Raw genomic sequence first — 22637 nt, forward strand, 5'->3', positions numbered from 1 at the left:
CCGTCAATCGCAACGAGGGAATCGGTCATATGGGTGTTGGCTTCATCATTATTCGCTGTTTCGCCATTGACACCATCCTGTGCGAGTAGAATCCAGCGCCTACCGAAACGCCAGAGCCGGAATTGCGAAGCTCTAACACCGATACTCGCTGCGCGGAGCAGCGGCGCACCTCGCACTCGCTCTACTGGCTTTTGGTCGTGCCTGACTTGGTTTTGTTGAAAACATAGCCCGAAAATCCGTCCATCAAATCAGGGTACTTCTGCACTGTCGCCTCAGCGAGATCGCTTATCAGATCGATTCCTAACCGACGCAAGGTGAGTTTGCCCGCCGGAGAGGCTTTATAGCTTCTTCGCCAATCTTCTTGTTGCTTCAACGTCGCAGTTGCGTACGCATCCCATCCACGCCGGACTTCCTCGACACGGCGGTCCTGCGCGTGCATATCCTGAGCGGCAGTTCGCAGCGCCATACGAGTGTGGGTCTGCTCTTTGAGGTCGGCCTCACGTCGTTCAGCCTGCGAGAGGTTTTCTTGAATCTCGACCATCGCGCGCTCCGCGTCGGAGATAATCCATCCCTCTTTCAACGCCTTCATGAAGAACCCGGCTGGGCTCTTCGATACCTTGCCCATTTTCAGGCTGAAACGTGTGCGCTCAATTGCCTGATCAAGACGCTCGTCGGTATAGGTATCTCGCTCCGCCGCAATCTGGTTGAGCTGCGCGCTGGACAGGCCGAACTCCTGCTTCAAGGTTTGGTAAATCGCTTGCGCTTGTTCGTGCGTATGCAACATTCGCTCGGCCATCTCTTTGCGCTCAATGCGAAACCGCAAGCGCCCAATTTTGCGAGACCCCGGTTCATTGCGCGTCTCATACGAGAGCGTGAGGTCGGAGACCGCATTGATTTGCTCCACAGCAGGCGCGAGCCAGTCACGCTTGAAATACTTGAATTCCTGTGCTTTGGCACCCATCGCGCCTTGCCACGAACGCAGGTCTTCGAGCATAAGCCAATCCGTTATGCCTTCGTCTGCGTAGGGGAGCAAGTGGTCGTACATCACACGCGCATAGCTGAGCGTGAAGAGTGAGGTGATCCGCAGACTCAACCAATGCGACTTACCTGGGCCACGTATTATTCCGATGAGGTCGGGGGGTACTCGAAACTGGAAGCGCCCACCTGCGTAGGAGATGCGACCTATGAGTTGCACAGAACCAAAGGGCTTCTCGCCATCGGCATCCGGCGCAGCGGTCGCCTGAATCAGTGCCCTTTGCGCCTCGGTAATGACCTGTTCGAGGTGTGTGTTGTTGCGGCTCGAATAGCGCATGAGCCACTTGAAGTAGTCCAACTCAACGTCATACAGGTCGCGAACGCTCTCTTCCTGTGCGACGATGAAATACGCCGCGTCGATCAGCCGTCGGGCCGCTACCCCCAGATCAATGATGCGAATCAGGACGTTCTTTCGCGCGAATCCAATATCGGAGCGAGCCGTATCGACGGGCAGATCCTCGGCGTTCGCGTCGTCAAATAACGCCAGCGCCAGTTGTCTGGATGTAGCCGCCTGCCCCGCTATCGCCATTCGGCCTCCGAGCCACTCTTAAAGGGTGATATGGGGCGCTACGGTACCCACGCTAAGGTGCCCTGTCAACACAGATTACCTCACCTTGGGAAACGGTTAGCACATTTCACCTCACCTTAGCCCGCCTCCCCTACACATTTCACCTCACCATCAGCGCCCAAACGTCTCACCTTCGCGAAGAATTCGTTTCACCTTGCCGTGGTAAATACCTCACTTCATCACTCAATTAACAGCACCTCTGACACAGAACACCTCACCTTATTCGTCTAAGTATCTGAATCTATTGAGTTGAGTGGTCGCTGTTAGTTGTTTGTGGGTTTGATTTTTAAGTAGACACAAACCAACCACGCGGCACGGAACAGCCAAAACAAGAAATTGGCGTGGAAAGAGCGCCTCTGGAAGAGCAGCGATGAACAAATTGAGACTTGAAGCATCTGCGGGCCTTTTGATGTCATATCGGACATCACCAACGGCCCCAAAGCATCACTGCAAAGGTGAGGAAAATTGTGTTTCGTTTAAAAAGCTCTACCAGCGCGTCCCCCTTTTTGCCGTCTAAGGTGAGGTGTTCTGTGTTACGCCTGAGGTGTCCCCGTGCGCTAACCCATGGATCTTTCTGCACATTGCTCGAAATCTCTCGCCTCTGATATTTTCTAACCATTTGAATTAAATGGATTTTTGCCGGTTTGGCATCGAACACTCATTTCCTTTGAGATTCCGATAGCCATTATGCGGTCTGACGAGTATTCTACGGTTCGGTGTCCATCTAGCTTAAAACCGTAGAAACTGATGGTGAGCGTGCAGAAATCACCTCACCGTCGATAGAAAGAGGAACTGTTCCAATGAATTTGAGCGAGTTGCCAGGTATTGATCGACGCGTGAAGCTCTCCAATCTTGGGGAATTCGCCGAACGCCTATCGGTCATGGCGAACGAACTACGCGATCAAATCCTCGCGCCTCGACCGCGTAAGAAGCCTCCACTCTTTACGATCGGTGAGCTTTCGGAACTGTGCGGTATCGACCGCCAGAAGATCAACTATCTGGCGACCAAGGATGCCGGGGATTTGCCCCCGGGTGAAGCGCACGGTACTGGCAGAGCGCGGATCTTTTCCTTGAAGGATGCTCGCACATGGGTGCAGCAAGTGTCTGATATCTATCAGACACCGCTCGTCACCGGGACACGAGAGCACCGAGGCCGCGTTTTGATCACCGCGAACTTCAAGGGAGGATCCTGTAAGACTACGACAACGATGTGTATTGGGCAGGGCTTGAGCCTGCGTGGTCGCAGAGTACTTGTGATCGACCTCGATCCACAAGCGTCACTTTCGGAGCTCTGTGGCCTCTACGCTGAAAAGGACGTAACCTGGGAAGACACAGTGCTTCCGTTCATCTATGACCCGAGCATGGAAGGTGGACTTGCGTCGAAAGTTCAGACCACCTATTGGGACGGGCTCGATGTCATTCCAGCCCACAACTATCTTCACGACGCGGAGTTCCATCTTCCGACAGCGCAGCAGAGTAGTCCTGGCTTCGAGTTTTGGTCCGTGCTTCGAAAGGGGATCGAACCGCTTCGAGCGCAATACGATTACATCATTCTTGACACGGCGCCGTCGCTCTCCTACATGACTCTCAACGGTCTCATGGCCGCAGATTCAATGGTGATGCCGTTGGTTCCGGAGAGCTTGGACTTTATCTCTTCCGTTTCATTTTGGTCGCTGTTCGCAGAGGTCGCGCATGGCTTCGTCGAGCACGAACTCGATAAGACCTACGATTTCATCTCTGTTCTTCTGTCGAGAGTCGACTACGGCAACACGTCATCAGCGCCTGTCGTGCGCTCATGGTCGCAGCGAGCCTACGGAGATTGGCTTCATGCGACAGAAATTCCTGCGAGTTCGGTGATGAGCAATGGTGCTCTTGCCTTTTCAACGGTGTTTGACTTGTCACGCTCTGACACCGTAGCAAAGACATTGGCGCGGGTTAAACAGCCGCTGATGGATTACTGCAAGTGGATCGACGATCAGTATGTTGCTCAATGGAGGGCCGGACAATGAGCAGTCTTCGTGACCGCATGATGAGTAAGACCGCGGAGGTTCGCGCGGCGAAGGACATCAAGATCGATCCCCAGCAAGATAAGGCAACAAGTCCGCGTACCGCGCCGGGCATGGCTGGCGCGTTGGCGATGGCGCAGCAGCGCATAATTGAACTGGAGAAAACGGGGGCATCGTTCGAGGTGCCGGTTGCGAGCATCGTCCCCAATCCGTGGCAACCGCGGCAGTTGTTCAATGAAGCGAAGCTAACGCAGCTTGCAGAATCCATTCGCGAAGCGGGCCTGGTTCAACCGATTGTCGTCCGCCGAGCGACGTCAGGCTATCAGATAGTGGCCGGCGAGCGTCGTTGGCGGGCGCATAAGATGATCGGGAAGGAGACGATCAAGGTCATCATCATTGACATTTCAGATGAGGAAATGGCGATGCTTGCGCTTGTCGAGAACGTTGCGCGAGATGACTTGTCCGACTACGAGGTTTCACGCTCGGTGCGCAGAACGGAAAAAGAGTTTCCTAACCGGAAGCGCATGGCGGAAGCATTGGGTATCAGCCGGTCCGAACTCTACCGCTACCTTTCCTTCGGCGATCTGCCAGAATTCGTGATCCAAGACTTGGATATCCAGCCTAGGTTGCTCGGCGCACACGCTGCACAAGATATTGTCGCTGCACTCCGCGAACAGGATGCGCGCGCGTTTGAACTCGCACGAGATCTTTGGGCGAAGGTTGTAACCGGGGATCTGGATCAAACAAAGCTCGCGAGAGCCATCACGCAGGCTGTGGAAAGCGACGGAAAGCCGGCTGGAAATCTAACCGACCGTAGTATTGAGAAAATTTTCGCAGGGAAGATTCAAGCAGGCTCGATCACCAAGGACGCAATTGGATTCACCGTGAAGATCAAGGCTGGAGCGCTCACAGCAGAGAGGGAGAGGCAGATTAGAACGCTCATCGCTCAACTATTCTCTGACGACGCTTCATCAGACTGATTATGACCGCCCGACTAGCTCGGGCTTTTTTGTGTCTCCAATGGAGACACTTCTGCGCCAACAGCGGCATGCTGTCGATTGATAATTCTCGGCACGGCCCGCGTTAGCGGGAAAAGGGGAATCAACTTGGCGTCTGATGGTGTTTCTTGCCACGAACGCTTGCCGTCCCGCTTGGTCCGGAGCACCTGTGTTTGCATTTGAGACAATTCTCACCGCATATCGATATGCCTGCCGATCGAGGCATCGCGGTGTTGCTCATTTCTGCGCAAGGACGATGTACGTTGCGCCTCTGGCTACGCTTCTTCGTGGCATTTCGACTCTCAAGCCAGCCCTCGCTGGTCGCTGTGTCTCCATTTGAAACGCTTTGGCTAGGATCGGCGTGGTTGGCTCCACGGACGTGCAGCGGCGGGATACGGATCCACGAAACAGTGCCGTTCACATAACGTCCGATGAAGCTTCTGGTGACGTATGCAGCCATGTCCGGCCACTTTGGACCATATGTGTCTCCATTGGAGACTAGTATGGTCCAAAGTGGATGTGCTTGCCGTTGGACGGCTAGGCGGTGACGCTTTCGCATACACGAAAGGATGAGACCGTCAGCGCCTCGACTCTGACGACGCATGCTTGTCCGAGTGAGGCAAGCAGTCCATTGTGTCTCCAATGGAGACACACTGGGCATTGACTCCGTTTGGACAGATGGATTCATCGGAGACGCGCAGACGATTGCTAGGGCTTCCGAGTCGTGTTTCTTACATGGTCTCGTCTATTGTGATGGGCACTGGTCGCTCATAGCCTCTGTCTCTCTTACATCAGAGGCATCCTGCCGGTCCTGCCCCAGCCAACTGTAGTTCGATGTGACGTCTTTCGAGGCACATCGAGTGCCGTCCGTTTTGTGTCTCCATTGGAGACATTTTTCGCTGACAGCGCAGTACCGACCGACGGACGTGCTTCAAGTTAGGAGCATTTGCTTGCAACAAACCGGCGGCATCCATATCGCACTTCGGCCGCCGTGTTCTTCGTGACTTAGTGACTGCTCGACGACCTCATGCACTTTGTAAATCAGCTTGAGACTCTCCGTGTCATCACCGATACGTCAGGCCACGAGATTGCTGCGGCCGCGTGTGCTGGCGTAAAAGAGCGCTGTCCACGTCGCCTCCTAACGACACTTCGTTCGGAGCAATTCTGTTGACTAACCTGAGTGACGCACCAAGCACTTCTAGTTTCTCCGCTGAAGGCATTTCTCCCCAACACCAATGCGCCTCTTCGTAGGAGTGCACTAGCCGGACACGCATTGGCTGAGAGCGCGGTGACCTAGTGAGTGCCCTGACGATGCTCTTCCTGATTTAATCTGAACGGGCGAACATGTCGTGCCCTTCACGTCCGCAGTAGAGACACGTAGCGAGTCGCATTCGTTTGATGTTGTGTCCCTACGAGGCATTTTCAGTTGCGGCAACTTGGATCCCACAACAGATGTCGCGGAGGAGTTGCTCGTCGGCACAAAAGGCTTGCGTCCGTGTGACGCGCCCGGCCACGAACTATCTTGGTCCTCTTTCAAGCAAGCTCAGAAAAATCAAAGGCCATCAAGAACCCGGAGATCAAGTCGGAGTTGTCCGGCGTGATTACCGAATTCTCCGATTTCATGTCGGACTTCATCCAGTAGGAGCGGTAGGGAGGCCCGAGACGGACGACTGTCAGGACATGATGTCGCTGGGGAAAGCCAAATGGCGGACTTCAGTTTGCCACTCGAATTTGATCGCATATGCAACTAACAATCCATAATCGAGATTTATGGAAACTATCGAATGCGCGAGGTTGCGCTAGTCGCAGATCAGTGTACCAGGCGAACGAGTCATTGCACGCTCTGACGAAGCTGACGTCACGAAAGACCAGAAGGGCCGCGATGGCGCACGACATCAACGTCGTTCCGATTACCTGTTCGTGTCAGGTGACACCGCGAATGCTTCCATCCCACGCAAAAGGTTGGCGCCGCGAAACCGTAACCGACTGGCGGAAAATGAAGCGAATATGGAGATTCTCGACGGATGTGACTCGTGAAACATTAGGGGGGCAGATTGAATATAGCTTAAATCCTTGCAGGACGGGCAGTTTGGGCAATTCGAGCAGAAATGTTTCACGCCAACAGTACCCTCGCGTAGCGAGAACCGCACTTAAGTGGAGAACCGATGTATGTGAGTGGAGGGGCGATATATTTCGTACTATCCGTTACGTAATTTGTAGCGTTCTATGGGGCGTCTTCGTAGATCCGAAATCGTAGGTGTTTCGATGGGGCAGTAAACCATTCGCATGCCGATCGCGGCAAAGTTCGCGCAAGTCTTCGGGTACCGTCGGCGGTTCGTAGCCATCGATGATTCCGCATTCGGTTCGCGCCCCGTCGCACGGCGGAGGCATCGCGGCACAGGGAATCGTTTCAGCACATGAATGTGTTCGCTGCCCCAATAGCTCAAGTGTGCGAGCCGATCCTGCTGTCATCGGGCGTGAAAGGCGAGGTAGAACTGCACTATGCGATCAAGGCCGACCAGAGGTCGGTGTATTTCGCCAGCTCCTGCGCCGTAGAGAAAAAATGGCCTGACTCGTGAACCGGCAAGCGAGACGATTGCCGTCACCGTCGAGCAGCCGCACTAGCTGCTCGACGGCATCAACCTCGCCGATATCCAGAAGCGTCCACGACGTTTTTGCGAACAGACCGGCTGAGCGCCCGGTGCGCCAAGATGGCCGAACCGGCCATGCCGAACGAAATCATCACACTGAGCGCCGAAGAGTATCAGGCACTGCTCGTCGAGCGCGGCGCATTGCGTGGCGAACTTCCTTTCGCGAAGGCCGAGCGTGATCTTGCGAAAGAACGGCTGAGTGCCTAGAGGCACGAGCTGTTCGGCGCATCGAGCGAGGCGCGTGAGACAGATCAGCTCGGCCTGTTTAACGAAGCCGAAGCGCTCGGTGTCGGCGCCACTTGCACGTTAGGACGAACTGGGCATGCAGATCTCGGGCCATACGCGTGCTAGGCTTGGTCGCCATCCGCTAGATTCGAATCTGCCGCGCGAGATCGTGCCGCATGAATTGCCGGAAGGGGAACGCTTCTGCCATACACGACAACCATGCGCCGGTTGAGTTCGACGTCGAGACAAGCGAGCAGCTGGATGTGATTTCCGAACAGGTAGCCACTCGCGTCATGCTCGGCTCAAGCATTCAACATTATTGGGCCGAATGTGATGCCATCGTTGGGTGTCACACTCAGCGTCGCCCAACATTATGTGCAACTAACGGTCTGATGCGACTCTCTTCAGAGACGAGCAGAGTCTACACAAACCTGTTTTCAGACAAAGGGGTACAGCGCTCGCACAGGACTTCAGGAAGCTATGCGAGTGCTTGCGGGTCTTCGAACATGACGCGGCTGTACCGGCCCAGCTCCCAAACGGGATTTCGTCTTGTTAGCAGCGTTTCGGACACGCTAAGGGATCCTCAGAAGGCTTGAGTCCAGCCGGGCGGCCTTATCGTGTGCAGATAAATGCAAGTCGGACAATGCCGGGTTATCAGGCTGGATGACGTTCGCCAACCAGCGAAGTCGCGGCCTTTGACCCTGGGGCGCAAGTGGCAACCGGCTGACACGAGGACAGGGTGGAGCAGTGCAAGGCGCCGCCGGCAGGCTCATCCCAGTCGCCGTCCGCGCCATTGCGGCGCCGCCGGATTTACGCCAGGCTCGGAGAGCCCTGACTTCCCCTGCCGCCCATGGCCGACCGCTCGAACTTGTTGCCCTCGCGCTGCCGTCCGGCTGCGCCCCCGAATCCCTGCCGCCGGCGGTCGTGCAGTTCATCGCCGCGTGCTGGCCGGGGATGAGCCGCGCTCAGCTGCTCGACCGGGCCCGGCGCCTCGCGCGACGCGTGTCGCTGCGCGTGCGACCGGAGCCGGGACCCGACGGCGTGCGCCTGTATGTGCTGGTGCTTGTTGCCGGGGCGGCGAAGGCGGAACTGGTCGCCCACGTGCGGCGGCTCGCGCGCCGCCGCGGCACCCGGCGCGCCCGGGCCTCGCTGCCGCGGGCGCGGGACGCGAGGCAGGCGGGGCTTTTCTAGAGTAAGGCTCGCCATTTGCATCGAATCCGAGCAGGGATAGTCCGACAAAACAATGACGAACAGGCGGTCGATTAAGTAAAATAATCAGTTCAAACACGTGCCGATGCTGGACGCGTGACAAATAGGGACGGACCAAAGCATTTCAGGTAAGGCCGCACTATTATTTCTCTCACAGAGTCAGCGATCCCGCGACCGGCGAAACCTTACTGAAGGAGGCGAACATGTCGGCGAAACAAGTTCTTGCGCTCCTGAATTCGCATGTCGACGGAGACGAGGATCAGTTGCTTTCCATCGTGCTGCAGATTGCTGCTCAGGAGGCACGCCAAGGACGGCAGGACGACGCCGACAAACTGAAGCGGCTTGTCCAGAAGGCGCGCGATCAGCGCAGGTCCGGGCGACCTGCGCGCGGCCAAACACCCATTCCGTTAGCGCGGCCACGCGGTGAACTGCAGGAAATCGTCGAAAGCAGCTACCCGAAGGTTGCTCTGTCTGACATGGTGCTGTCGGATGACATCGCCAAACGCCTCACGCGCGTCGTTCGTCAGCAACAGGAGCGAGTGACGCTGCGCGAGCACGGCCAGACTCCGGCTACGCACATGCTGCTCGTTGGTCCGCCCGGTACGGGAAAGACCATGACGGCGTCCGCATTGGCGGGGGAACTGCGATTGCCGCTCTTCACGGTTCGGCTCGAGTCCCTCTTTAGTCGGTATTTCGGGGAGACTGCGAGCAAGCTTCGGTTGCTTTTCGACCAGATCGCTCAGACTCGAGGTGTCTACCTGCTTGATGAATTCGACGCGATTGGCGCGCGACGGGGCGACCCGAATGACGTGGGCGAGATTCGACGTGTATTGAACTCCGTGCTCGCCTTTATGGAGGAGCCAAATTCGACCGATAGCATCGTGCTCGCGGCGACGAATCACGTCGAAATTCTTGACGAAGCATTGGCACGCCGGTTTGATGAAGTCGTCGAGTACACGCTGCCCGACGCGGTAGCCGCTCGCGGAATCATCGAGCGTCGCCTCGGGAAATTCAGGTTTGCACCCAGGCTGTGGAGTTCCTTGTCATCCTCGCTCGACGGTCTGAGCCAAGGTGAATTGGTGCGGGCTGCCGATTCTGTTGTCAAGGACGCGATCCTTGAAGGCGTTCAAAAGGTGTCGCCCGCGGCACTGGGTGACGCACTGGACAATCGCCGGTTGCTGAAAGGGAAATTTCACCGGCGAACCATCGTGCCCGGGCAGTAAAACGAACGAATCGCACAAAAGAACAAGTAGGGAATTACATCGGTGCCCGACACTTTCGATAGCAGAAACCGTCCGCATCTTTCGATCGACCTCTTTCGCGAGACCTCGGCCTACAAGTTTCCTCCGCGCAACCTTGGGCGCAAGCCGCGTCGAAACGATCATGCGGCACACGCCGCCACGCTGCTCCAGCAGCTTGATAGCTCGCTGGGCAATCTGCCGTCGCCAGGAACTGATCTGCGACTTTCGATTCAGGGGCTGAAGCCAGGTACGGTCGTCGAGGTCACCACGGCAACTCCGCCGGAGAATTCCCGCGTAAAGGCTGTGAGAGTCCCCGCGACGCTGGAATTTCCCACGCAGGATGTCGTGGTATTGCGTTCCCAACGCAACGAGAACCGCACGGAAAGCGCGCTGCTTTTCATCCCTGACGAAGCTCGCACGTTTCTGAAGCGGCGAATCTCGGCGTACGGCGAAGATCACGGTGACGACCGCCCTGATGTCGAGCGCTTCGAGGTCATTGAGGCAATCCGGAAGATTGCCGTCGAGACCCTGTTCACGGGTGGGGTCGACCTGAACGTTCCCGATCAGTTCTGGTGGGAGCTATGGATTCGGGAGCCGGGTGTATCGGCCCGTCAGCTCGCGGATGCAGCACGCAGCGCGAATATTGAAGTGCATGCTGACCGTCTGATTTTCCCCGAAACAACCGTGTTGTTTTTTCACGCGTCTGCTGCCGTGCTTGCAGCTTTTGCAGAGACCGTACCTGGCGCCGTGACCGAAATCCGGCGGGCAACAGGCACGATCGAACCATTTCTCGAGCGTGGCGCGACCGGCATCGGACAGCATGATTGGGTCGAGGAACTGGCCGGGCGTGTGACTGGCCCGGTGGAGGGAGCACCGGTCGTGTGCGTGCTCGATACAGGGGTTGCCGCAGCTCATCCATTGCTTGCGCCCGGGCTCCACGGCGCGTGGGCCTATGACGCGGCATGGGGAGTGGATGACCATTACGCGAACGGGGGCCACGGGACGCCGATCGCCGGTCTGGTCTTGTACGGCGATCTCGACCCCTTGATGAATGACGCTCGGGATGTTCGATTGACCCATGGCGCGGAGTCGATGAAGCTCCTGCCTCCGCGCGGCTTCCCACCGACACAACCTCCCAGTTACGGAGTGGTGACGCAGGGTGCGGTAGGTGCCGTCGAGGCAGAGCGTCCGGATGCACTGCGCAGTTTTTGTCTCGCTTCCTCTACGACTGATTTTTCGCCGTCGCGCCCTTCGACGTGGAGTGGCGCGCTGGATCAGATCGCTTCAGGATCAATGCCTGGCGATGAGAGCGGCATACCTGCGGCGCAGCGTCCGAAGCGCCTTATCGTTGTATCGACCGGCAATGTGGCGGGTGGGATGCAGGAGGATGTCCTTCCGTCGCAGCCGATCGAGGATCCATCGCAAAGCTGGAATGCACTGACTATTGGTGGATTCACACGCAAGGAACAGGCGCCGACACCACCACCCGTCATGCATCCAGCCGTACCGGCTAACCACCGCAGTCCTTATAGTCGAGGAACCTGCCTCTTGCCAGAGGACCTGACGCCCATCAAGCCGGAAGTACTGTTTGAGGCCGGCAACATGGTGGCCGACGCGGCGGGTTTTTGCGGATGGGACCCCGCCGTGTCGCTTCTTTCGACGGGGGCGGACGTCGTGACGGAACCGCTCGTGCCGTTCTGGGCGACCAGTGCCGCGACAGCCATGGCTGGTAATTTCGCTGGCCGTTTGCAGGCGGCGCACCCTGATCTCTGGCCCGAAACGCATCGAGCATTGACGGTCGATTCCGCACGCTGGCCGGAGCCGATCCGGAAGAAGTTCATCGGTACCGGCGCTCACTGGAAAACCGGAACCAAGACTGAAAAGCAGCAGAAACTTCGTGAATTCGGGTACGGCGTGCCGGATATCGAACGCGCCATGCTTTCGGCGCAAAATGACGCCACGTTAGTAGCGCAGGCTGAAATACAGCCGTACACCACTGGGAACGATGGCCGGGGCGGTGTGTTCAACGAGATGCACTTCTACGACTTGCCGTGGCCGCGGGCGGCGCTCGAAGCGCTTGAAAATGAAGTCGTATCGATGAAGATTACGCTGTCCTATTTCATCGAGCCCAACCTGACCGGAAAAGCGGCCACGCGGCCCGAAACGTATCGCTCATTTGGCCTGCGGTTTGCCATGAAGAAGCGTAACGAATCGGATGCGCGATTCAGAAGCCGGATTACTGCCAGCCAGGCCAACCCGGGATCAGAGGTGGACGAAGAAGCGAGTTACTGGCTTCTTGGCCCCAAGGCGATTCAAGCGGGCTCGTTGCACTGCGATCTCTGGCGTGGGCTAGCCATTGAGCTTGCCGGTCACGACTCGATCGCTGTGTACCCGGTCGGAGGCTGGTGGAAGTCGCACGTGGGTCAGAGGCGTATCACCGACAAGGCCAGGTACGCGCTGGTCATCTCACTGTCTGCACCGGGACACAACGTCGACCTGTACTCGGAAATCGAAACGCTCGTTGACGCCAAGGAAGCGGAGGTCGCCCTGACAGTGACCGGTGGGGCGGGGCTGCGAGGGGGCTAGGTTCTCCGCTGCTCGCAAACTGCCTTTACGGCGGCGTCGCCTGCCAACGAATAAGCCGATAAGGGTACGTAGCAGATCATGTCGCGGCAGAGGCCGCGCTCTTTGCTGACGGGACATAGGGGGCGGCATGCAGGAACAATTCACCTACGCAAAATTCTGGCGCTGCGCGCTACAGGTTAATCCTGTTCGCTACAACAGCTCGTATAGGGGAACAGACCACGGTTTGAGTGAAGCTGAGTATAACCAAGCTTTACTCAAAAAGTGCCTTGAGTTGAAGATCACCGTAGTCGGGATAGCGGATCACGGCAGCGTGGCCAGTATCGATGCCTTGCGTGATGTACTGCGACCGCGCGGTATCGTGGTGTTTCCAGGTTTCGAGATCGCCTCGAACGACAAAACCCACTATGTTTGCCTGTTTTCGGAGGAGACTACGGGACAACAGCTCGAACGTTATCTCGGCAATCTTGAACTGCTTGATCCGGCAGATGGTGTTCGCCCGTCTCGATTGAGTTCCGAGCAGTTGATCGAGAAAGTCGATCAGCTCGGTGGGTTCATCTACGCAGCACACTGCACGTCAGATAACGGACTCCTAAAGAACCGGCTCAACCATGTGTGGAAGCTCCCCAAACTTCGCGCCGCACAGATTCCCGGGCCGATAGATGATCTAGCAGGGGTAGAGAGCGACTTCTACCGCAGGGTACTGCTGAATAAAGACGATGCGTATCGGCGCGAGCGGCCCGTCGCCGTCATCAACTCCAAAGATGTCGCGAAGCCGGAGGATCTAGCGCAGCCAGGTGCGACCTGTCTCGTCAAGATGACGCGGCCCAATTTCGCAGCGTTCAAGGTGGCCTTCCTTGATCCAGGATCACGTGTTCGTTTGAACTCGCAGCAAGCAGAGAGTCCGATCGGCAAAGTACTCAGCATGACTGTCACCGGAGGCTACCTCGATGGTGTACGCGCGGACTTCTCCGATCACCTGAATACCGTTATTGGCGGACGGGGTACTGGTAAATCGACCTTGCTCGAATGTCTGCGCTACGCCTTGGACCTTCCGCCGAAAGGTAAACAGGCATCGAAGCTTCATCAAGCGATCATCAAAGAGAATCTTGGCCGCGCAGCGGGTCGCCTAGAGCTGCTGGTGGTGTCGTCAGCTCAAAACGGTAAGCAATATACAGTCTCGCGCCGTTACGGCGAACCGCCAATAGTGCGTGACTTGGACGGCAACGTATCGACGCTTCTCCCACGTGACTTGTTGCCCGGCATTGACGTCTATGGGCAGAACGAGATTTACGAGCTGGCTCAGGATGAAACCAGCCGGGTCCAATTGCTTGATCGCTTCCTTCCACAGGGTGAAGATTACGAGGCGAAGAGTGCCGAGGTTCACCGGCGCTTGGTCGAGAACCAGCGCAAGCTCGCGAAATCCTTGTCCGACCTTGACGACGTGAAGGCGCAGGTGGATCGGCTGCCGAAGCTGGAAGAGCAGCTCCGTGGGTTTGAAGAGCTAGGCATCAAGGAGAAGCTGGCTAAGACTCCCCTTCTCGCCAGAGAGCGAGAGATTGCCAAGAGTGTCACGGAGAGTGCTCAGTCTCTGCGGGACGCCCTTGTCGATTTTCGCGACAGCGTGCCTGACCTGGCCTTCATCAACGATGAAGCCCTCGAAGGGCTACCCGATATATCCCAGCTGGTCGCAGTGCGGACGACGCTGGAGGGGCTCAGTCAAGGGTTCAACGAACACCTTGCAGCTATGACAGCCATGTTGGATGAGGCGTCGGCTCAACTCGCGGTACAGCAGGAGGCTTGGCAGGAGGCTATCCGAGGACACGAGGCCGAACTAGAAAAATCGCTTCGGACGCTTCCCTCGGCTGCGGGTAAGAGTGGACAGGAAGTCGGTGCCGCCTATCAACGGCTCATGGGTGACATCGAACGCATCAAGCCAATGAACGCTAAGCTGTCAACGTACGAGATCCAAGGCGACACCTTGAAGCAAGAGCGGCGCAACCTGTTGGCCGAGCTGTCCGACCTGCGAGGACAGCGGATTCAGGCTCTACAGAAAGCTGCAAAGCGCCTGAACAGGCGACTTGAGGGCAAGCTCAAGGTCGAAATCGTGCCGGAGGCCAATCGTACGCCGCTGCTGAGCTTCCTGCTGGGGTGCAAGCTGGAAGGCGTAGGGGAAAAGCGATTGTCGTGGATAGACGAGGCGGAAACGATCAGCCCCATGTCGTTAGCGCAATCGATCCAGACTGGGTCGGCCAACGTTCAACTGGACTGGGGTGTCACCCAAATGGTGGCCGAGGCGCTGACCAAGCTCCAGCCATCGCAATTGATGGAGCTGGAGGCGCTTGAGCTGGAGCACCGGGTAGACATTTCGCTGAACGTTGCCCACGGTCAGGCTGATCCGTCGTTTCGCCAATTGAGCAAGCTATCGACTGGGCAGCAATGCACGGCCATATTGCACATGCTGCTGCTGGAGAACGCCGATCCTCTGCTCATGGATCAGCCTGAGGACAACCTGGATAACGCCTTCATCGCAGAGCGAATCGTTACCGAGCTGAGGGATGCCAAAACTCGTCGGCAATTCCTGTTTGCGACGCACAACGCAAACATCCCAGTGTTTGGCGATGCCGAGTGGATAGGCGTCTTTACCGCGGCTGAGAGTCAAGGCTGTCTTGGACTAGAGGCACAAGGGTCGATTGACGTGCCGGTAATTCGTGATCAAGTTGCCAGCATTCTGGAAGGAGGGCGCGAAGCCTTCATCCAGCGCAAGGACAAATATGAATTCTGAGACACTGCGTCGGCTGCTTGGTCGCGCCAGATGGCCGATCAGAGCAAAGAACGGCGCTCGGCCCTTAGCCATCAAATGCTGGGCGTACAAATGACGCAATCAGCTTGGACCCGTGACGGTCGGCCGGTGGATGCGGCCGCTATCCCCCGCGCCGAGTGGGAGGCTTTGAAGCAGTTCGCGCAACTCGGCGACTTTATGATGCCTTGCTGCAAGGCACCGGCGGTGCTCAAAACCAGCATCAACGGCCTGCCGTTCTTCGCTCATCTGTCGGACGAGTGTCCACTGGAGTTCGGCAGCGACTTCAACGGCCTGGTGTGCGCGACGGCGGATCTCGACTACCCGAACCCGGCCGCAGATCCCGAACTCGCGCGCTATGCGGAAGACCTTGCCGATTCGCAGAATGTGGAGGCTGTCGGCTCGACCGCACTCGAAGTGCGCAAGGCAATCTACCTGCTGCTGCCACTAGGGCAAGCTAGCGTCGAGCAGGTTGCCGCACATCTGCACATGAGCGTTCGCACCATGCAGCGACAACTCGACCTTGCCAATACCAGCTTTTCGCGCGTGACGGAGGGAGTGCGGTACGAACTCGCTGTACGTTTCATGAGCAACTCACGGTTTCCGATCGGGCAAGTTTCGGGGCTTGTTGGATATTCGCACCGGGGGAGGTTTACGAACTGGTTCGTCGGACGTTTCGGCATGACGCCGCGCGACTGGCGCTTTAGCCGCACGAGGCCGCTATGCAACTGATCGCACATAGGGAGCTTGAGCGCCGGCTCGACGCATATCCATGTTCGCGCAACGATTTCACTGTGGTTTTGGGCTGAGCAATCGGACAAAGGTCCGATTGCGCCGTCGGGCCCCGGCACATATTCTGGAAGCCCGCCCATTCGGTTGAGGTTGCGATGCTTCCAGTGTCTACCTGTTCCGCAAGCCGGGGCGCCGCAATAACGGTGTTCATTTCATTTTCGCTTTTGCGCATCAGGATGGCTGCAGGTGCGCTGCGCGGCCCTGTCCCGCGACACACGGCGCGGATGCCCGGCTGGGACAGCCGTGCGTGTGCTCGCGGAGAACGGCAATGAGAACAGGGGAGAACTCCGGCGAACCGCCGGTGGACGCACCGCACGGATCTTTGCGCGTAACCCCCATGACCCGGGAGACCGGAACACGGCCAGCGGCGCAGCATCGGGCTGGCCGAGGATCGCGTCGTTCTCCACGCCATGGGCGCGCTTGCCCGTCAGAGTGATTTATCCTGGCCCTGAGAGGAGCGCAGGGTAGGTACAAGCCGGATGGCCGGCAGGCGACCCGCAAGGCTGATTGTGGGCCGACGTACACAGTGGCGGTCAAAATTGACGTTCCCAACCCCGCCAGGTGGCAATCTGGAAATCCGCGATATCAGGCAGGAGTGCCTTTTCTGAGATTCCTCGGGCTGTGCAGAAGCTGTGGCCATTAGGCAGGCGTAGTCGGGAACGCGCTCCGCTAGAGAATCCTGAGATGCGAATCTTTCAAATTCTCGGCGAGCGTTCGACGATCAGGTTCGCGATGAGCCCCGGCAACAGGGCTTTCGGGCCGTTGGCGGGCATATAGCTCCCGAGCAGCAGGGCACCTGAACAGAAAATACCACCAGCGCTGCCGCCCGCGAAAATTGCCCGGCGCGTGTGGCGAATGCAAAGGGCGTAGCCAGAGCCACTGTTGACCCTGAGCGTACACACTCTCAGAGGCAGCAAACTGGCTAAATGTGGTTACTGACGATTACTCCCAGGCGGCTATCTAGCGCCCACGCGGACGCTAAGACAACGCAGGCGACCAACTCGCGCCATCTATAATATCGAAGTGGGCGTTCATGTGCCGCGTATGGGGTTGTCGCACGTGAGGGAGCTGGCTTCGGCATTTGAGAGCCTTCAAACAATCAATAAGGTGAGGGTTCGAAATGAACGCGTTGGACAAAGCGTTGCCTTAGCTGTCTATGCTCGTCGAGTAATCGGGCCGTCGCTTACGTCTTACCAGTGACCGTCGTTTTCGGCGTAAGCGCGTGCTATCAAGGATGCATGCCGGCACCGCCGGCTGAGAGTCGTAGGGAAGAGGGGTACCGTGGATACATACCAAGACATCATTTCCCGGCTGGGAGCCTATCTGGCGGACATTGAAGCCGACGTTCACAAGCCACTAGCCGATGCCGCAAACAAGTACCGACTTACAGCTGAAGTCATCTGCAAGGCAATCATTGTCGGCCATAAGGGGGAGCCGCAAGGACTTCTCGAAAAGTTGATTGCAGATGCCCTGAAGTGGATCGAAGCCGAAGAGACAAGTCGCGACGCAGGATTGTTCAAGTCTGAAATTAAGTATTTGCAAAATGTCGGAAACGCATATTCGCATGATGGCGCGGCTAGCGCACTCGCGAGAAACGAAGACCAATCCGCAGCGTTTGATGCGTTAGTAAAGACAATCCGGGTCGCGTTTTTTGGCCAAGGTGACCTAGATGCGCCAGTTCTTCCAAAATTAATAGAAGGCCGCATACCGGCCAGGACGCTCGGCCGCGGTACGTTCGAGAACCCGAGGGCAGAGGAGGTTGTGCGTCTCTGTTATCCAAAGCACAAGATCGAAAATAAGCTGAGTCGGTCCGATCGAGTAAATCGCCTCGTGTACGACTATGTCGTCGTCGACCTTGGGGGGTTGACGAAGGGGATGCTATTCATCCGCTCGAAAACAGCAATCGAAAAAACCCTCGTCGACTTTAATGCAGCCATCGGTCTAGATTTCCCGGATGCTCTGGAAATCATCACGCCACGGGCCTATCGACCTGACGGCGGCGAGATTGATCGGCGGAAATCAATAACTGATATTATCAAAGACCTGTCATTCGATTCGAGAGGGCGCAAGGTCAGCGTAAAATACTTCGACGATTTTGTGTGGGAGTCATGCCTCCCACAGAAATTTAGAGATGACAAAGCTCCAATAAAGAGGGCCTCTAATTTCATTGAGCAAACTCTCGAACCAATCAACGAGTCCGGAATCTCGTCGGGCACATATTCAAGTACATCTCAATATATCGAGAAGATATTAAGAAACACGCACGACTATAACCCAGTTCATATTGTCATTGGACCTGCTGGTATTGGTAAAACGACGTTCAGCGACGACATCTCATCTTACATAAATGCCCAGGATCGAAAGCGCGTCATTCTTTTTTCGGCCACCGACTTCAGAGATCTGTCGAATTCTGCGTCCGTCAATTCTGTCAGTGATTTATATCAGGTAGCCGCAGAGAACGAGTTAATGGACGAGGATAGTTTGATCGAAAGTCACAATTTTGAGATCAATCTAGCCTGTGGAAATTTTATTCTAATAATAGACGGATTTGATGAAATTGAATCGCATTTGGGTTCGTCACTTAATTTTGATGAATTTATGCGGTCACTTTCAGATCTGGAAGCATGTTTTCGGAAGGTCCTGGTGATTTTGACAGTCAGAGACTACGATATCGAGCGTTTCAGGCGATTCCGCCAGACGTCTATTTGCAGGCTGCGAGGTTTTACGGGGGATGACACCGATAGGTACCTTTCGGGACGCCTTCCCCATGGGAGCATTCCTGAGGCGAACGTCCTACTACGCGCCTTCAACGAAGCGGGGAACGTTGAGAAGCCCACTACTATTCCGCTGTATGCATCACTTATATGCGACTATCTCCTCGAATCCGCGGCGACATCTGATTCTTCGTCGGTTGTTACATCCGAAAGCGCAAAGTTCTTCGAAAATGGGAAGCCGTTAGATACTCTGGTGAGAAAAATCGTTGATCGGGAAATCGCAAAGCAGTCGCTAGGGCGTATTGGGCCGGACGATTTCTTCGAAATTCTAATTGAGATAATCCGAGCACCTCAACACACGCTTACAAGAGCGGCGCTGGTTGACTACGTGAGTGCTTGTGATGGCGACTCCCAGTCTATTGATCCCGCAAACTTTTTGCGCAACATTTTTTTGCGATGGGAAAAGGATACGATTTCATTCAAGTATGATTCGCTCACTTATTTTTTCAAATCTCGCTTACTCTCACGGAAAGTAAAGGAGGGGCAATTTTCCCCATCACCGTCGATAGAGTTCATGGCTGAATTCTATCGAGGGGAAGGGCCTCTATACGACGAACTGAAGGCAATTTTTCCCGCGGCAAATTTCCGTACCAGCGCTGGTACCCTTAAGTGGTTTGAAAGCCTGATGCAGTATGGGAGAAGGGAGCCTGAGTCGAAATTGCCGTGGAGGAAGGCGATGAGTGCTTTTTTGTATTGGGCGCTCGACAACAGTGTTGACAAGTTTGATCGATCCTCGAATTTAAAGACATATTTCGGGGGGGATGTTTTAAACGGATTCTCTATTTATGATCGATTTTATCCGCTCGATCTTACTGGTGTGAGCGTGTACGACGGTCATATTGAAAATTTCTCTAACCTGAATAATTGCGACTACTTGCCAGGTAAGGCGGTTTTTCACTCAAGTCAAATCAACTTCGATGATAGATTTTTGCCGGAAAAACTGGACCGGTCCTTGTTCGCGGAAGATTGTGTGTTCAGTCCGAATCTAGCGACCTCCTTTCAGGCGAAGGATTTGGCCGACGAGACTAGTCACGAAATTATCCGAGATAACGTCTATAAGATATTGAAAGTGGGATTCAGGGGAAATCGCTTTTATTGGAAAAGCAGGGATGTTTACAAGAATGTTATGGTCGTCGGCAAGCACTCTTTGGATGCCTATTTGGCCTTTCTGGCCGAGCAGGGCGTGCTAATGCTCGAACACAGTCGGACGGGAGGAGAGCCTGGGTATGTGGTTTCCGACGGATGGTACACCGACGCGCGAAAGCTCGTCGAAGAAAGAAACCTTACGAGCCGGATGTACGCGTTGGTCTCTAATTTACCGAAGTCTATCCAATGAACGGCTGCGACGTCAGCCGACGCTGACCCGCGGGTGATCTCAATCGCTTCTGGCAAGGTGAAGTTGCTGCTCTACTGGTCATTTGGTGCGCATTGACTAACCGGTCCTCAACAAGGGGTGTGTGAGAGGGCACAATTGTTGAGGCCGCAGTCTTCGGAGTGATCCATTTTGCCCGCGTTTTCAAATTGCTTCGCCCGGTTACTGCCGGACGCGTTGGTTGTGGCCGAGCCGTCACCATGCGTGGCGCGCGGCGCGTGCGTGCATGGCAGCGCCGCCCGTGCTGGCAGTCGAGACATGCTTCGGCAGCGCGCCTCATGTGCGATCAAGCGCATCGTTCACCGATTACAAAGCGTGGGTGCGGAACATGGCGCCGCGTTGACGAACGTGCACGAAATCATCGGCGGCATGTTCGCCGCGTCGACAAGGTTGGGACCTTAGATGGCGCGCCTGCGTAGAAGCACGTGCCCGCCGGGGCGCCCGTGAGCGAATGCTCGGGCGCCGCACAAGCGGGATTGCGCGGCGCTGCAGAGTCAAGCATTGCAAGCAATCCCAGTCGGTGTTCCCACACTCAGCGTGCGCGCTTTGCGCGATGGATGCATGCCGACCACTTTGGGACTGGCCCGGTACTTTTATTCGGTTCGAGTTAGCGCTTTTCGTGCTTCTCCCTGTAGGCGCTCAAGTTCTTGGTTGCTCAATGTAATTTATACGGAGCCCAAAAACTCCATCGTCACGACGAATTTCTCTCCCAGCTTTTCTACTGCCGATTCTTGTTCATTGGGTGTCGCTAAGAAAGACCGAATTTCTTCCGATTTTACAAATCCGGCGACCCCAAAAAGAACGACATGGTGATAAGGCACGCCTGAGCCGTTGGTAACGCGGCCTATATATATCGCGCGATGAGTGGGGGTCTCGATCTGAGTGGCGCCTGATTGTTCAGATATATCCGACTGTTTCGCATCTTCTGCGAGTAGCTGCACGATTTTTCTGGTCTCGACGGGAAAAAATATCTCTTAGTGATCTCCTGAGTGCCGTTAGACCCGAAACTTTGCCGTGGACCAGCGCGGAAATGCATGTACTTGTGTGTCCGGTAAAAAATAATTTTCAGTTTCGGTACGCGCTCAGAACGTATCGCTAATGTTAATCAAGTCGATGATAAGAGCTTCCAGCATCGGAGTCAGCCATGAAATCTCCGCCTCCTCAGCACTTCCACGCAGGAACGCGAAGCCTGAGTCGGTCCGCTCTGCATGGGCAATCTTATTTCTAACGAAGTACATGTACTTGATACAGAGAGTTGTAACGACATCGCTGTGATTAACCTGTGGGGTTGCTAGCATTGCACCGATGTGTGTACTAGCTGCGTTGTAACCTCCTTCGGCTTTCAGGAGGGTCTCTCGGATAGACAACGTATCGCGATAGATCTCAATAATTCTACTATCTGCGGTGCGAACGATAGCATCTCGCAAATTCTTTGTTCTTTTAGGCGTCGGGTAGTTGTTCTGCAGCATCAGATTCCATCTTGTATGCTTTCGAATCTCATCTTTTGTCAATGGAGTAACTTTGGCAACGGAAAGCGGATATCGAATCGGATTTGCGCGGATATCGTTAGCCAAATCGATATGGCAATCTGTATCCTTAGTTTTACCGGAAAATGCCTTATACAGTGCATTAAACGCACGCCAGAGACGATCAAATCGTTCGAACGGACCGTCGCTATCCAAAGCCTTAATTAGATGCGTGATCGCGTAAAGAACGGCTCGGCCTCGGTCTGTCTCTTCCATGAGAAGTTCGGCCTTGGCTTGAACGATTTGCGTCAACAAAGACAGGTCAGTTTTTCTGCCGACGATCTGAACGATTTCTGATTTCTCAACAGGGAACTCAGTCGTCGCCCCCGAAGCGGCGATCTTGCGCCAACATATGGTTCGAATCCGCGCAGGTTTTCGCGCCAATGTGTAGTAAAGCGCTAGGCTTTTGATAATTAGCTTAAAGAACGTACTGTTATGAGCCGCCAGTGGTGCCGACTGCACCGAGGATCTCTGCAAATTAGCGGTAATTTTTCGGTTTGTTATCTGGACCTGATCTGTCTGATTCGTAGACGATCTCGTCTGCACGGCTCCATCGAAAAGGAGTTTCGTGGGTCCACTAGAAGTGAGCTTAACCTCGATTTGTATATCGGCCATGATGTTTTTTTGGCGTGCTTTTTGGCTAATTGTCAGGCAATAAGAAGGTCGTAGCGTATCAGATCGAACGTAAGGATGTTGTGATTCGGGTTTCCGTCTGTTGGAGCTTAATCTATGCTTGCGCACGGGTACACGCTTGAGGTAGCTGGACGTGGGATGGCTGCCCGTATCCATTCCTCGCCGATAAGCACGACCTATACCGGCTCGAAGATCGTTGGGCAATGCCGCTCAATGCTCTTTGC

11 protein-coding genes and 1 pseudogene are annotated in these 22637 nt (G+C 55.6%); 9 read left to right on the plus strand and 3 right to left on the minus strand.

Going from position 1 to position 22637, the window contains the following annotated elements; translation table 11 throughout:
* Positions 1 to 181: 181 nt before the first annotated feature.
* On the minus strand, positions 182 to 1564 hold the full coding sequence (locus C7402_RS08925) for a replication initiation protein (protein ID WP_116610331.1): 1383 nt from the start codon (positions 1562 to 1564) through the stop codon (positions 182 to 184).
* Between the two features lie 839 nt (positions 1565 to 2403).
* Between C7402_RS08925 and C7402_RS08930 the strand changes: the two genes are divergently transcribed.
* The 9 genes and pseudogenes from C7402_RS08930 to C7402_RS08965 all read left to right on the plus strand — a co-directional run bounded on the left by C7402_RS08930 (position 2404) and on the right by C7402_RS08965 (position 20218).
* The gene (locus tag C7402_RS08930; RefSeq protein WP_116610332.1) at positions 2404 to 3612 is read left to right on the plus strand and encodes a ParA family protein; all 1209 of its coding nucleotides are present in this window, start codon (positions 2404 to 2406) and stop codon (positions 3610 to 3612) included.
* A complete protein-coding gene (locus C7402_RS08935) occupies positions 3609 to 4589 on the plus strand; it encodes a ParB/RepB/Spo0J family partition protein (RefSeq protein ID WP_116610333.1) in 981 nt (326 codons plus the stop codon). The genes C7402_RS08930 and C7402_RS08935 overlap by 4 nt, the downstream gene beginning before the upstream one ends.
* 2729 nt (positions 4590 to 7318) lie before the next feature.
* A complete protein-coding gene (locus tag C7402_RS48280) occupies positions 7319 to 7465 on the plus strand; it encodes a hypothetical protein (RefSeq protein WP_165841836.1) in 147 nt (48 codons plus the stop codon).
* Between the two features lie 765 nt (positions 7466 to 8230).
* A complete protein-coding gene (locus tag C7402_RS08940) occupies positions 8231 to 8674 on the plus strand; it encodes a hypothetical protein (RefSeq protein ID WP_244314787.1) in 444 nt (147 codons plus the stop codon).
* 221 nt (positions 8675 to 8895) lie between these two features.
* The gene (locus C7402_RS08945; protein ID WP_116610334.1) at positions 8896 to 9915 is read left to right on the plus strand and encodes an AAA family ATPase; all 1020 of its coding nucleotides are present in this window, start codon (positions 8896 to 8898) and stop codon (positions 9913 to 9915) included.
* Positions 9916 to 9957: 42 nt separating this feature from the next.
* Entirely contained in the window at positions 9958 to 12519 is a 2562-nt protein-coding gene (locus C7402_RS08950) for a S8 family peptidase (RefSeq protein WP_116610335.1), read from the plus strand.
* A 127-nt stretch (positions 12520 to 12646) separates the two neighbouring features.
* Entirely contained in the window at positions 12647 to 15301 is a 2655-nt protein-coding gene (locus tag C7402_RS08955; RefSeq protein ID WP_116610336.1) for a TrlF family AAA-like ATPase, read from the plus strand.
* A 276-nt stretch (positions 15302 to 15577) separates the two neighbouring features.
* A pseudogene (locus C7402_RS08960) lies at positions 15578 to 16048 on the plus strand (helix-turn-helix transcriptional regulator); the annotation flags it as partial.
* A gap of 1341 nt (positions 16049 to 17389) precedes the next feature.
* Positions 17390 to 20218 carry an NACHT domain-containing protein gene (locus tag C7402_RS08965; protein WP_116610338.1) on the plus strand — a complete coding sequence of 943 codons (2829 nt, stop codon included), beginning with the start codon at positions 17390 to 17392 and terminating at the stop codon, positions 20216 to 20218.
* A 701-nt stretch (positions 20219 to 20919) separates the two neighbouring features.
* On the opposite strand, the gene C7402_RS46230 is transcribed toward C7402_RS08965, so the two are convergent.
* Both C7402_RS46230 and C7402_RS46235 read right to left on the minus strand, forming a co-directional pair.
* Positions 20920 to 21195, minus strand: coding sequence for a hypothetical protein (locus C7402_RS46230; protein WP_133254443.1), 276 nt, complete (start codon positions 21193 to 21195; stop codon positions 20920 to 20922).
* A gap of 141 nt (positions 21196 to 21336) precedes the next feature.
* Entirely contained in the window at positions 21337 to 22395 is a 1059-nt protein-coding gene (locus tag C7402_RS46235) for a hypothetical protein (protein ID WP_133254444.1), read from the minus strand.
* Positions 22396 to 22637: the final 242 nt, after the last annotated feature.

It is taken from the genome of Paraburkholderia unamae (assembly GCF_003096875.1).
GTDB lineage: Bacteria > Pseudomonadota > Gammaproteobacteria > Burkholderiales > Burkholderiaceae > Paraburkholderia > Paraburkholderia unamae.